General features: G+C 69.2%; 10 protein-coding genes. 7 read left to right on the top strand and 3 right to left on the bottom strand.

What is annotated here, in order from left to right; translation table 11 throughout:
* Window positions 1-59 precede the first annotated feature (59 nt).
* Together ACFVFH_RS31330 and ACFVFH_RS31325 are read left to right on the top strand one after the other, a co-directional pair.
* On the top strand, window positions 60-335 hold the full coding sequence (locus ACFVFH_RS31330; protein ID WP_383774912.1) for a hypothetical protein: 276 nt from the start codon (window positions 60-62) through the stop codon (window positions 333-335).
* Between the two features lie 591 nt (window positions 336-926).
* Complete coding sequence (locus tag ACFVFH_RS31325) at window positions 927-5,570, top strand: sacsin N-terminal ATP-binding-like domain-containing protein (RefSeq protein WP_383774909.1); 4,644 nt, start codon at window positions 927-929, stop codon at window positions 5,568-5,570.
* Between the two features lie 20 nt (window positions 5,571-5,590).
* On the opposite strand, the gene ACFVFH_RS31320 is transcribed toward ACFVFH_RS31325, so the two are convergent.
* The 3 genes from ACFVFH_RS31320 to ACFVFH_RS31310 all read right to left on the bottom strand — a co-directional run bounded on the left by ACFVFH_RS31320 (window position 5,591) and on the right by ACFVFH_RS31310 (window position 8,121).
* Window positions 5,591-6,408, bottom strand: a protein-coding gene (locus tag ACFVFH_RS31320; RefSeq protein ID WP_383774906.1) for an IS5 family transposase whose coding sequence is annotated in 2 segments (ribosomal slippage) — window positions 5,591-6,051 and window positions 6,051-6,408 — 819 coding nt in all. Because the reading frame shifts where the segments join, the coding sequence is not laid out codon by codon here.
* A gap of 740 nt (window positions 6,409-7,148) precedes the next feature.
* Window positions 7,149-7,631 carry a recombinase family protein gene (locus ACFVFH_RS31315; protein WP_383774903.1) on the bottom strand — a complete coding sequence of 161 codons (483 nt, stop codon included), beginning with the start codon at window positions 7,629-7,631 and terminating at the stop codon, window positions 7,149-7,151.
* A gap of 67 nt (window positions 7,632-7,698) precedes the next feature.
* Window positions 7,699-8,121, bottom strand: a complete 423-nt coding sequence (locus ACFVFH_RS31310) for a secondary thiamine-phosphate synthase enzyme YjbQ (RefSeq protein ID WP_383774900.1) — start codon at window positions 8,119-8,121, stop codon at window positions 7,699-7,701.
* Window positions 8,122-8,213: 92 nt separating this feature from the next.
* On the opposite strand from ACFVFH_RS31310, the gene ACFVFH_RS31305 reads away from it, so the two are divergent.
* The 5 genes from ACFVFH_RS31305 to ACFVFH_RS31285 all read left to right on the top strand — a co-directional run bounded on the left by ACFVFH_RS31305 (window position 8,214) and on the right by ACFVFH_RS31285 (window position 12,426).
* Window positions 8,214-8,297: a putative leader peptide gene (locus ACFVFH_RS31305; protein ID WP_350692898.1), complete on the top strand. Its 84-nt coding sequence runs from the start codon at window positions 8,214-8,216 to the stop codon at window positions 8,295-8,297.
* Between the two features lie 237 nt (window positions 8,298-8,534).
* On the top strand, window positions 8,535-9,395 hold the full coding sequence (locus tag ACFVFH_RS31300; RefSeq protein ID WP_383774897.1) for an ABC transporter permease: 861 nt from the start codon (window positions 8,535-8,537) through the stop codon (window positions 9,393-9,395).
* Complete coding sequence (locus ACFVFH_RS31295) at window positions 9,368-10,132, top strand: ABC transporter ATP-binding protein (protein WP_383774894.1); 765 nt, start codon at window positions 9,368-9,370, stop codon at window positions 10,130-10,132. The genes ACFVFH_RS31300 and ACFVFH_RS31295 overlap by 28 nt, the downstream gene beginning before the upstream one ends.
* 57 nt (window positions 10,133-10,189) lie before the next feature.
* The gene (locus tag ACFVFH_RS31290) at window positions 10,190-11,221 is read left to right on the top strand and encodes an ABC transporter substrate-binding protein (RefSeq protein ID WP_383774891.1); all 1,032 of its coding nucleotides are present in this window, start codon (window positions 10,190-10,192) and stop codon (window positions 11,219-11,221) included.
* Complete coding sequence (locus tag ACFVFH_RS31285) at window positions 11,218-12,426, top strand: LLM class flavin-dependent oxidoreductase (RefSeq protein ID WP_383774888.1); 1,209 nt, start codon at window positions 11,218-11,220, stop codon at window positions 12,424-12,426. Before ACFVFH_RS31290 ends, ACFVFH_RS31285 begins: the two co-directional genes overlap by 4 nt.
* Window positions 12,427-12,500 lie beyond the last annotated feature (74 nt).

The following is a 12,500-nucleotide window of genomic DNA, read 5'->3' as shown; positions in this document are numbered from 1 at the left end:
GTGTCAGGCTGACCTCGGCGGAGCGGGACACCGTAACTTGTGGCATACGCCCTGCGACCATGGCTGACTACCGCTACCGCCTGCGGATCAAGGCCAACTACGAAGATGTCACCGTCTTCTCCAACGGCCCCGCCTCGCACGGTGAGGCAACGGAGGTCAGCGCGGACCTAGTCGCCGTGACCTCTGCGACATTGCTTGTCCACGAGCTGCGCATTGCCGCAATCATCGGCGTCGACGAACTCGTTAAGGCTATGAACTTGGTGCTCCAGCACTCCTCGGGAGAATCCGCAGGCGGCATGGCACACCGTCGTGATCTGCATGACCGGCTCTCCTGATCCAGTGGAGGGTGTCACCAAAGTTGCTGACCCTCGACTCCACCAACCTCCTTTAAGACAACCCCAGACTAACCGGATGGCGACGCGCACCGAGCCCGTGCCGTCGTCATCACCTTGCGGAGGCACACGGCGGCTCAAGCAGGTGCAGCCCGCATAAGTCGACCGTGGCACTTCCCTCGCGTTATCAGCTCGTCGTCCTCGCCGGAGAGCTGGCTAGGAGTCGTAACGTTCGTCGCCGTCCGTCCTCATGCCATGCGGGACCGCTCTGCCCGCGCTGATCGTTCCTGACCGTACAAAGTCGGGCGGGCCCCACGGCACAGCGATCCGACCAGCCGAGGCGCTATACCAGGCCGGTCTGACAGTCGAAGGGCGATCGGAATCAGTTTCCGCCGCGTTCGGCACCTTGCCGGAGCTCGGTGTCATCCGCTCCGGTGCCCGCACCCGTAGCACAAGCGTCGTCCGACCGAACTGCGCCGTACGCCGCGGCACCTCACGCACATGGCTGGATCACGTCAGCCCGATCATCGGGAACCATCCCGGACCCCCAGGCTAGTCGACATCAAAAGGCACCAAAAGGGGAGGGGTACGGACGTGGACGCTCTCGCGGCTGCGGTACACACGCTTCTGGAAGATCCGGACGCATCTGTCGAAGTGGAAGTGCCGACCCCCGACGAAGCCGCACGCGCTGTCCGGCTTTTCGATCAGGGGTTGCGCAGCGGCCGCGGGGTCCATCGCAAGATGGCCGAAGGCGCGTTGCACGGCGCCAAAACACTTTCGACAGACCGACTTCAGGTCCTGTCCGAGTTCGTCCAGAACTCCGACGACGCGGGTGCCGAACAGCTGCGCATCCTGCTGCGGTCCGACTATCTTCTGGTCGCCCACGACGGAGCCGGCCTGCACCTGGCCGATGTCCTCCCACTCGGCATGCCCTGGCTCAGTGGCAAGACGGCCGACGCCGAAACCACCGGCCGGTTCGGCATCGGACTGTCCACGCTCAGGGCGCTCACCGCGGTCTGGGAGGTGCACTGCCACCCCTTCCACATGCGCTTCTCCGGTACCAGCCTCGAACCCGCAGCACCACCGGAACTTCCCACCGAGATCTCCGGACCCGAGTGGACCGTCTTCCGCATCACGCTGGCGCCCGGCACGCTGACCGCGGCCCAACTCCTTGCATGGTTCGACGACTGGAACGACGCTTCCCTACTCTTCCTGCGCCACCTCCGCAGCCTCAAGGTGACGGCGGGGGAGCACAGCACCGTACTGTCCCTGGCCTGGGCGGACGTGACAGAGCGTCGGCTGCTGATCGAGGGCGTCGAACACCAGGTGAGTGTGCAGCACGCCCGGGCGACCGACGGAGCACTGTGGCGTGTGTACACGGCCCAGGTGGAACCGCACCCTGACTGGGAACGGAGCCACAAGGCACTGGGCCCGCTCGTGCCCGTGGGCGTCGCACTGCCCCTGGAGCATGGGGCGCACGGCAGCGTCCACGCCGGCCTGCCCGTCGCCCCGCTAGACATGGCGGCCCGCGTCCACACCCAGTTCGACCCCGTCGCCAGTCGCGAGGGTTTCGCCAGCAGCCTCCTCAACACTCAGCTCGTCCCCGTGATCGCCGACCTGTGGGCAGCCGCCGTACGCGACGTCCTGGAGAGGGTGGATCACACAGCGTGGCACCTCGTTCCCCTTCCCCTCCCATCAGGCTCCGCGCCGGCAAACCTGCTCCAGGACCGCATCCGCACCGCGCTACTCACCCGCGCACGGCAGTCACTCGCCGCCGAACTGGCCCTGCCCGTCAAGGAAGACGGCCCCGACGCCCTGTTGGCCGAGTTCGCGGTCGAGGAGGCTGCGCTGTCTGAAGTCCTCGCCGCCACCGATATCGCCAGGCTGGGCACAGCCCCGTACACCTTGCCAGCCGCTGTCCGCGACAGCTCCGGCCGCTGGCGGGAGGCCCTCTCGGACTGGCGTGCGGAGGGTGCCGCAAATCTGCGCCCGGAGGTGCGGGTAATGGACGCGCTCAGCCTGTTCTCCAATGACGAGTGGCAGGACATCGCGCGGCTCGTACGGCTCGCCGCGGTCGCCATCGAAGCGGGCCTCGATCATGAGCTGGCCAGCCGGACGTGCATAGCCACCGCCGACGGGCGGCGACTTCGGCCGCAGCCCGCAGAGAGCACGTTCGCCGACGCGTCCGGCGGGACTACCGGCCCCTTGGACCTGCTAGGCGTCGTTCTGGACCTGCATCCCGCCTACGCGGAGGACAACGCCTGGACGAAGACCGTCACCACATGGCTGCGGCGGCGGGACTGCCTGGTGCGCCGCGACGACACGGCAGCCGTGCTGAAGATCGTCTCCCGGATCGGAAAAGCTGGCGGACGACTTGCCGACGGCGACGAGGCGACGGAGACAGCCCGGCTCGTCGCCTTGCAGCAGGCACTCGGCGACATGCCCAAGAAGCTGCGCGACCCGCTCGGTCCGGGCATCGGAAGGGCCATCCTCCTCAACGGGTTCACCTACGACAAGGACGGAACCGAACAGTCCCGCCGTGTGAGGCCCGGTGCCGCCTACCTCCCGCAGGCGTTGGAGAGCGCTGACGGAGACCGGTTCGAGGTCGCTGCGCGCAGAACTCCCGGTCTCATCTGGGTGCGCCGCTCCTACGCGCGATCGCTTCTCTCCGCCGCCCGGGCAGGTGGCCTGAGCAGGACGGTCTTCCTGCGTTTGCTGGGCGTGGCGGATGTGCCCCGGCTCGCTGCGGTGCGTGAGGGCCCGGCGGACACCAAGACTTACCCGGGAGATTCCCGTCTCGGCCTCGCACGGTACTGCAGGTGGTCCATCACAGGCCGGCGGCAGCAGATGATGGGCACGGGAGCCGACCACACCCTGGACGACCTGACCAGCAGCGACATCGCCGCCGTGGTCAAGAACATTGCGGCTGAGAAGAACGTGGACGAGCGACGACGCCGCACAGCCGCCCTGCTCCGCACCCTCACCGCACTGCTGACAAACTCGGACCAGGCCGTCGTCCCCATGGCCCGGGGCCACTACAAATGGAACCTCAAGGGCGAGACGGCGGCCATCTGGGTATGGCAGCTCCGGGAGACCGCTTGGCTGGAGGACAGCCACAGCCGACTCAAGCGGCCGGCCGAACTCACCCTGCGTACACCAGACACGGAGGCCCTGTACGGACCCGAGGACCCCGGATACCTGCATCCCGCAATCCACCAGGCCCTGGCCACCCGCACGGAAGTCCTCACCGCTCTCGGTATCTCCGGCGACCCCGACGTCCCGCGCCTTATGGAACGGCTGCGTGAACTCCGGGACCGTCACGACGAGGCCGATACCGATGCCGACGTGCCGGACAGCCTGCGAGCGGAGGCGCTGCTGGTCTACCAGTCCCTTGCCCGACGTCTGACTCGCCGTCCGGCAGATGCAGCTCAAACGGCAGTGGAGAAGCAGATCCGCAACGAGTTCCGCAACGAGGACCTCGTCCTGACCGACCAGGGATGGACGGAATCGGGCAAGTGCTTCCAGGGACCCGCGATCTTGCGTGGGTTCCGTCCCTTCGCCCTGACCGGGGCTGACATCGACCCCCTGTGGCAGGTACTGGGCATCCCCGAACCCGGACTCGATGACCTCATCGACGTGCTGAAGGAAATCTCCGGGACCGGCGCGACGCCCAACGCCGAGCACGAGAGGGTCATGCTCGAGGCTCTGCGCCGCCTGCGGGACGTGATCCGCTCCGACGAGAAACCCATGTCACCCGGACTGCAGAGCAGACTGCGGAGTCTGCCGCTGTGGACCACGGCAGGCTGGGTCAAGGGGAAGGGGCGAGCGGTGTTCGCCGTGGCCGACTCCGGGGTCGAGCGGGTTCTGACAAGCCGTCTGCCGCTATGGAAACCGGGAGGGAACGTGCAGCAGTTCACGGCGCTGTTCGGTCCACTGCACATCACACCGTTGGACGTCGCGGGCGCCCAGGTCACGTACGAGCCCGGAGGCGTGGACAAGGCTGGGGACGCAATCCTGAACGAGTCGGCGGACGCGAGCCTGACGGAAGAGTTCCGGCGGGGAGTCGCCGCGCTCCAGGACCTTCTGGTACGCGACGAGCCCGAGACGGCCGAGGCCTTCACCGGCTGGACCTGGCTGGCGGGCCTGGAAGTCCGGCTTCTCCCCGGCCTGATGATCCGCCTCGATCCGGGAAACACCCACGCACCCATCGAGCTCCCCGTCGAAGCGCAGATCAACCGCGGCCGCAACACGCTGTTCCTGAACTCGAACGCGGCTCTGGCCACCAAGGCGGGTGCGGGCACGGCCATCGCCGCCCACTTCGCGGAGGAAAGGTCGCGCGTGGGCCACAGCTGGCGGGACGTCTGGGAGGAACACCTGGTGGAAGCAAAGTCCGGAACCGAGCTCACATCGTCGAGGCAGCAAGGCCGCGAGGAACGGCAGCGACTCGCCGAAGAACTGCGCCGACGCGCACAGCGGACTTCCGCCCCGCCGATGCCGAACGGGAAGCAGCCCGCTCAACGGGGCGCCAGCATCGGCCCGGCCGTCGTCATCCCGCCGCCCCGCAGCGGTTCGTTCGCCGCACCTTCGCCCACAAACCCCGGATCCGGCGCCCTATCCGGCCCACAGCACGCGCCGGCCGCACGCTCTCTGGTGGACGCGTCCGCCTTCGACGCCCTGCCCGGCAGCATCACCCGCACGGGAGCGCCGTCCACACCGGGCGACGCCCCTGCCCGCACGTCAGGGCTGGCGAATCCCTCGCCCCGCCGACACGGGGCCCCACTCCCCCAGCCCAGGCCCGGAGGGGCTCCGCCCCGCAGCCAGGCCTCACCGCTTGGCTACGCGGACCATGACAAGGAAGAGCTCGTCATCCAGGCTCTTCGCCGGATTCTGCAAGAGCAAGGAGTCGAGCTGGACGACCAGCGGGGTGCGTCAGGTATGGGCGCCGACGCGTACGACTCGACTGGGCGCTACTACGAGATCAAGGCCCACGGGGGCGCGGTGCCAGGCGAACTGATGCTTACACGTTCCGAGTTCGTACGGGCCTGGAGCGAAGGCGAGAACTACACGCTCGTGATCGCCTCACACCTGGAGAAGGGCGCCGGCAGGCCGACCCTCCGCCTAGTGAACGACCCCGTACACCGTTTCGAAGTCGAACCGCCGACAGACGTCCGCCTCAAGGGCGTACGGGACGACTCAGTGGAATCGACCGTGTACGAATGGCCCGGCTCAGACCGCTAACTTGATCTTTAGACCGTGTCCTATGCGGTGAGTCGGACCAGTCGTTTGTAGCAGCAGATGGCGGCGGCGAGGCCGAGGAAGGCCAGGTAGTTGCGGGGTTGGCGTTCGTAGCGGTGGTTGAGTCTGCGGTAGCCGGTCAGCCAGGACATGGTGCGTTCGATGACCCACCTTCGGCGTCCGAGCCGTTCGCGGGATTCGATTCCCTTGCGGGCGATACGGACGCCGATACGCTTCCCACGCAGCCATCTGCGTAGGTCAGGGATGTCGTAGGCCTTGTCGGCGTGGAGCCTGCCGGGTTTGAAGTTCCAGCCGCGGTGGGGGCCGTGTCTCGTGTGGAGGCCGGCCACCATGGGCTTCAGGGCTTGGCTGTCGTGGGTGTTGGCGGCGGAGATGCCGACGACCAGGGGCAGTCCGTTCGCGTCCGACAGGACGTGCATCTTGGAACCCGGTCTGCCCCGGTCCACGGGGCTCGGGCCTGTGAGTCCGCCCCTTTTTTGGCCCGTACGTGCGCGGAGTCGAGGACCACGCGGGTCACGTCGAGCAGTCCGCACTCATCGATACGGTCGAGCACCGCCTCGTGCAACCGGCCCCAGACACCGGCCCTGGACCAGATCGCGAAGCGGCGATGCGCGGTGGACTTCGAGACCCCGAAACAGGGCGGCAGTGCCCGCCAGGCACACCCGCTCACCAGCACGTAGATGATCGCGGCGAACAGGGTCTCATCAGGCGTGTCCTGCGTCCCGCCGCCCTGCGGCCGTACCTTCGACGGCGGGATCAGCGGCTTCGCGATCTCCCACAGCCCGTCCGGAACAATCCAACTCCACGTATCCCTCCCCATGAACAGCCCAACGAGCAATCACCACATAGGACACGATCTAAGTAGTTGTTGTCGTTCCGTTCTTGAGGGGTGGGCGTAGAACAAGAGTCTCCTTCGGGTGACCGTGGCTGGCTGCGGGCATGAAGGCAGGGCCTCTTGGTAGCTCGGGGTTGCGAAGCCAACCGAGATCCAGGAGACCCTGTTGCCGCAGTTGTACGTGCTCGCGCCGATGGAGTTCAACTCGGCTGCTCTGTCCTGTGATTGTGTCGCTCACCGGTTCGGGAACGCGGCCGACCATCCGGAGCGTGTTCGGCGGTATCCGTCGGACATGACGGACGCGGAGCGACTCGTGTGTGGCCCGGTCCCACAGCCCCTCGCAGAGCCGTACGGGGTGACCGTCTCCCCTGCCGAAGACGGGCTTGTTGCGGTACATCAGGTACCCGAGGGTGGCTTCTGACAGAAGGATGCTCTTCAGGCTCTGCGGAGACCACGGCCGGCCACCTGCAGGCTTGCCGTACATCACGGCCAGGTGATCCGCGGGTGACAGTTCCCCGGCACGGTTGAGACGCGCGGCCTCACTGCTGCAGGTGACGTTGTCCGGATCGGCCAGGATGCGGCGGGCGACGTTCCGCAGCACTTCCGAGGCATGCGGATGCAGTTCGACCTGATCGATCTTCCCTCCCATCACCTTCCGGACGTACTGGAAGCCGTACGACGGCTTGCCTTTCGGCCGGCCGGCGGCGCGGGTCTTGACGGTGGCGTCACGGTGGCGTCACGGTTCCTGCGCTGGATCGCGCGCAATTCCATCTGCGCACCCCAGGCTTCCATGGTGAAACGGTTCTCGTCCGCGGGGTCGTCGAGGTCCCAGGCTCCGTCGTGTCCATACGTGACGAGCATCTCTTCTCGTCCCGCATCTTGTAGCCGGTGTTCAGGCAGTCGACGACGTTGCGACCGAGCCGGTCCACCGCTGCGGCGACCAAGCCGTCGTACGGGCCCTTCTCATCACGGAGCCACGGGCCCAGGCTGGGGCGGGTCACGGGATCGGTGGCACCGGAGACCTCCCAGTCGTCGGCCCAACGGATGATGTGAGCTCCGACGGAGGCGGCGGCAAAGAGCACGTTCTCACGCTGGCGTTCAGGCGAAGACGTCGCCAGCTTCACGCGCGACAGCCGCCGCACTCCGAGCAGGCACTTGCCGCATCCGTCGTAAGGTCGTTCGATCGCATTGAGGTCCGTACCGCGCATTTCTTCTCTCCATTCGAGCGCGCATGGTACGGAGAATCGGCGGCACGACCCAGCTGAACGATCTTGGTTAGCCCAGGAAGCTCAGACGAACCTGACGGTTGTCTTTAGCCATGTTCGTGTCGACCAGGCACACCGACTGCCACGTCCCGAGCTCCAGCCGGCCGCCGATCACCGGAAGCGTCGCGTGCGGGGGCACCAGTGCGGGCAGCACGTGGTCGCGGCCGTGGCCGGGGGTGCCGTGGCGGTGCTGCCAGCGGCCGTCGGCGGGCAGCAGGGTGTGGAGGGTGGCCAGGAGGTCGTCGTCGCTGCCGGAACCGGTCTCCAGGACGGCGATCCCGGCCGTGGCGTGCGGTACGAAGATGTTGAGGAGGCCGTCCCTGGAGGCGGCGTTCCGGGCGAGGAACTCCTCGCATTCGGCTGTCAGGTCGGTGACGGTCTCCGTCGATCCGGTGGTGAGGTGCAGGACGCTGGTGGCGAAGGCGTGGGGCATGGGTCCATCTTCCCGCTCGTACCGGGAGATCGCGCGTCCACCTGCCGAGACACCATTGACCGTTTCGGCCGGGGATCGCTACGTTCAGCGCCATGTTCCGTTCAGCTCTGCTCACTTCGCGCGGTCACATCGACCTGCTGCGGGTGGCCTCCGCCGCGTGTCGCCGCGGCTGCTGACGTTCTGCGGCACTTCCTCCCGCCGGTGACCCGGCGCTCGGGCCACCCGTTTCCACGGCTGTACGCGTCTGCCCGCATGCGCCCCGGCACACCTCGCCCCGCCCGCCACGCCCCGTGACCGCCGCGCCGTAACCGCGGTGGTCGTCCGCGTGCCCGTGGCCGGGGCGCGCCTTCCCCTGTCCGTGGACTGCTCATGGAGCCCCCATGCCCCCAGGCCATGCTCTCGCCCCATCGGATATGTCATGGGATTCCGGAAAGATCCCGGGTCCGTCCGCTCATCGACCGCTCGACCTGGTGCCCGTCGTCCCGGCCTCCGCACGGGGTGTACGGCTGCGTGCCGTGCCCCGTTGGCTCCGGCGCACCGCCGGGCCGCTGCTGCTGCTCGCGCTGTGGCAGGTGCTCAGCGCCACCGGGGTCCTGCACCCCGATGTGCTCGCCTCGCCCGGCACCATCGCACGCGCCGGATCGGATCTGGTCGCCGACGGGACGCTGTCCTCGGCCATGGCGGTCTCGCTGCGGCGGGTCGCCGCCGGGCTGGTGCTCGGAGGGGTCGTCGGAACGGCCCTCGCGCTGGTCTCCGGGCTCTCGCGGCTCGGCGAGGACCTGGTCGACGCGAGCGTGCAGATGCTGCGCACCGTGCCCTGGGTCGGGCTGATCCCGCTGTTCATCATCTGGCTGGGCATCGGCGAGGCCCCGAAGGTGGCGCTCATCGCGCTCGGCGTCGCCTTTCATCTGTATCTCAATGTGTACGCGGGCATCCGCGGCGTCGACGCCGGGCTCATCGAGGCCGGGGAGTCGCTGGGGCTCGGCCGGTGGGGCCTGGTCCGGCACGTGGTACTGCCGGGGGCGCTGCCCGGCGCCATGACCGGGCTGCGCTACTCGCTCGCCACCGCGTGGCTGGCCCTGGTCTTCGGCGAGTCCGTCAACGCCGACGCCGGGATCGGCTTCCTGATGAACCAGGCCCGGGAGTTCTTCCGTACCGACGTCATCGTCGTCTGCCTGGTGGTCTACGCCTTCCTCGGCCTCACCGCCGATGTCATCGTCCGCACGCTCGAAAGGCTGCTGCTTCAATGGCGACCGACCTTCACCGGGCAGTGAGCCCCGTCGGCCCGGCCGGGACCGCCGTGCGGGTCGAGGGGCTGACCCGTTCCTTCGACGGCAGGGCCGTCGTCGACGGACTCGATCTCACCCTGCGCGCCGGGGAGTTCACGGCGCTGCTCGGGCGCAGCGGCTGCGGCAAGTCGACGCTGCTCCGGGTGCTCGCCGGACTCGACCGCGAGATCGAGGGCACGGTGCTCGTGCCGAAGCGCCGGGCGGTCGCCTTCCAGGCTCCCCGGCTCATGCCGTGGAAGAAGGTCTGGCGCAATGTGCTGCTGGGGCTTCCCGGCAAGCCGGAACGGGCGGTCGCCGAGCGGGCGCTGGCGGAGGTCGGACTCGCGGAGCGGTCGGGGGCATGGCCCCGGACGCTCTCCGGGGGCGAGGCCCAGCGTGCTTCGCTGGCCCGCGCCCTGGTGCGCGAGCCGGATCTCCTGCTGCTCGACGAGCCGTTCGGCGCGCTGGACGCGCTGACCCGCATCCGGGCGCAGCGGCTGGTGGCCGAGCTGTGGCGGCGGCGCGGATGCGCCGTGCTGCTGGTCACCCACGACGTCGACGAGGCGCTGCTGCTGGCCGACCGCGCGCTGGTGATGCGGGAGGGGGCGATCGCGTACGAGACCCCGGTCGCCCTGGACCGGCCGCGCGGCGCGAGCGGTCCCGGATTCGCCGCGCTGCGCTCCCGGCTGCTGACCGAACTGGGCGTCGAGGGCGATGCCACCGGGAGCACCGGTGCCGCCTGAGCCGGGGTCCGCCGCACACTCCCGTACCGCCCGCGACGTACGACGAAGGAGCATCCGATGAGAAGACCCGCCACGCCCGTTCTCCTTCTGCTGTCCCTCACCGTGCTGGTGTCCGCCTGCGGCGGGACCGGTTCCGCCGCCTCCACCGGAAACACCGACGGGAAGGGGTCCGTCACGCTCGACGTCGGTGACCAGAAGGGGGGGTACGAAGCCATCCTGCGGGCCTCCGGCGAGCTGGACGACCTCGACTACCGGATCGCCTGGTCCACCTTCTCCTCGGGCCCGCCACTGCTGGAGGCGGTCGACGCCGGGGCCGTGGACATCGGGGGCGTCGGCAACACCCCGCCGGTCTTCGCGGCGGGTTCCGACTCCCGGATCGTCGTGGTGGGGGCCGGTCACGGCTCGTCCGCCGGTGAGGCGATCGTCGTTCCCGAGGATTCGCCGCTGCGCTCCCCCGGGCAGCTCAGGGGCAAGTCGATCGCGGTGGCACAGGGCAGTTCGGCCCACTACCAGCTGATCGCCTCGCTGAAGAAGGCCGGGCTGGGCATCGAGGACGTGAAGCCGAGATACCTCCAGCCGGCCGATGCGCTGGCCGCCTTCAGCCGGGGCAAGGTCGACGCCTGGGCGATCTGGGACCCGTACACCTCTCAGGTGCTGCGCAGTACGAAGTCCCGTGTGCTGACCACCGGGCAGGGCCTCGTGAACGGTCTCAGCTTCCAGGTGGCCTCGCCCGAGGCGCTCGATGACGCCGGGAAGTCCCGGGCGATCGGTGATCTGCTGGTGCGTCTGGAGCGGGCCCAGTCCTGGGTGTTCAGGCATCCGGAGGCATGGGCGAGGGTCTGGGCGAAGGAGACGGGGCTGCCCTACGAGGTGGCTCTGGACGCGGTCGAGCGCAGTTCCGGGACCCGGGTGTCCGTCGCCGTCGACCCCGCCGCGATCGCCTCCGAGCAGGCGATCGCCGACACCTTCGCCGATCTGGAGCTCATTCCGCGGCACTTCTCCTTCGAGGACTACGTCGACACCCGGTTCAACCGCGATCTGCCGCCGTCCTCGACCGCTCCCCGCTCGTACGGAAAGGCCTCGTCATGAATGTTCGTCTGCACTGGTTCCTGCCCACCGGCGGCGACGGCCGCACGCTCGTCGACCGGCACGCGTACGCCGACGGCGGGATCGGGCGTGAGCGGATCACGCCGGTGAGCGGGGTGCGCGCCCCCGACATCGAGTATCTGGCGCAGATCGCCAAGGCCGCGGAGCAGTTGGGCTTCGAGGCCGTGCTGACGCCCACCGGGACGTGGTGCGAGGACGCCTGGCTGACCACGGCGGCCCTGTCCCAGCACACCGAACGGCTGAAGTTCCTGGTGGCGTTCCGGCCGGGGGTGATCTCGCCGGTGCTCGCCGCGCAGATGGCGGCGACCTATCAGCGGATCACCCGGGGCCGGCTGCTGCTCAATGTCGTCACGGGCGGCGACTCGACCGAGCAGCGGCGGTTCGGTGACCATGTGGACCACGACCGGCGCTATGCGCGGACCGCCGAGTTCCTGTCGGTGGTACGGGGGGCGTGGAGCGGGCGGCCCTTCGACTTCGACGGTGCGCACTACCAGGTGGAGGGCGGGCTGACCGCGCTGCCGCCGGACCCGCTGCCGGACATCTTCTTCGGCGGGTCCTCGGCGGCGGCCGGTCCGGTGGCCGCCGCGCACGCCGATGTCTATCTGACCTGGGGCGAGCCACCGGCCGCGGTGAAGGAGAAGACCGACTGGATCCGGGGCCTCGCCGAGGAGCAGGGCCGTACGGTCCGCTTCGGCATCCGGCTGCACACGATCTCCCGCGACTCCTCGCGCGAGGCCTGGGCGACGGCCGACCGGCTGCTGGGCGACCTCGACGCCGGGACGATCGCCGCCGCCCAGCAGGCGCTGGGGCGGAGCGAGTCGGTCGGGCAGCAGCGGATGCTGGCGCTGCACGGCGGCTCGCGCGACGAGCTGGAGATCTCGCCGAACCTGTGGGCGGGTGTCGGCCTGGTGCGGGGCGGTGCGGGCACCGCGCTGGTCGGCAGTCACGCGGAGGTCGCCGACCGGATCGAGGAGTACCACGCGCTGGGTGTGGAGCACTTCGTCCTGTCCGGCTATCCGCATCTGGAGGAGGCGTACTGGTTCGGCGAGGGCGTGACGCCCGAGCTGGCGGCACGCGGCCTGCTGTCGACGGTGCCCGCGTCGCCGCTGCTGGGGGTGCCCGCCGCCCACGGCAGGCCCGCGTCCGCGCCGGGCGGGGCGCCGCTGCTGGTCGCCGGGGGCCGCTGACCCGGCGGCGGGGCGCCGCGTCGTCGCGCCGGCCCCGGCGGCAGGCGGGCGGCGGGGCGGGATCGCGGGCGGCT

The sequence above is a fragment of the Streptomyces sp. NPDC057697 genome (genome assembly GCF_042799335.1).
In the GTDB taxonomy this organism is placed as follows: domain Bacteria; phylum Actinomycetota; class Actinomycetes; order Streptomycetales; family Streptomycetaceae; genus Streptomyces.
The sequence above is the reverse complement of the archived record's forward strand: the minus strand, read 5'-3'. Positions and strand labels throughout refer to the sequence as shown.

Bases quoted from the DNA above. Each gene is read 5' to 3' on its own strand.
- ACFVFH_RS31300 (WP_383774897.1), top strand. From the start codon at position 8,535: ATGTCATGGGATTCCGGAAAGATCCCGGGTCCGTCCGCTCATCGACCG.
- ACFVFH_RS31305 (WP_350692898.1), top strand. From the start codon at position 8,214: ATGTTCCGTTCAGCTCTGCTCACTTCGCGCGGTCACATCGACCTGCTG.
- ACFVFH_RS31295 (WP_383774894.1), top strand. From the start codon at position 9,368: ATGGCGACCGACCTTCACCGGGCAGTGAGCCCCGTCGGCCCGGCCGGG.
- ACFVFH_RS31315 (WP_383774903.1), bottom strand. From the start codon at position 7,631: ATGCGCGGTACGGACCTCAATGCGATCGAACGACCTTACGACGGATGC.
- ACFVFH_RS31285 (WP_383774888.1), top strand. From the start codon at position 11,218: ATGAATGTTCGTCTGCACTGGTTCCTGCCCACCGGCGGCGACGGCCGC.
- ACFVFH_RS31310 (WP_383774900.1), bottom strand. From the start codon at position 8,121: ATGCCCCACGCCTTCGCCACCAGCGTCCTGCACCTCACCACCGGATCG.
- ACFVFH_RS31330 (WP_383774912.1), top strand. From the start codon at position 60: ATGGCTGACTACCGCTACCGCCTGCGGATCAAGGCCAACTACGAAGAT.
- ACFVFH_RS31290 (WP_383774891.1), top strand. From the start codon at position 10,190: ATGAGAAGACCCGCCACGCCCGTTCTCCTTCTGCTGTCCCTCACCGTG.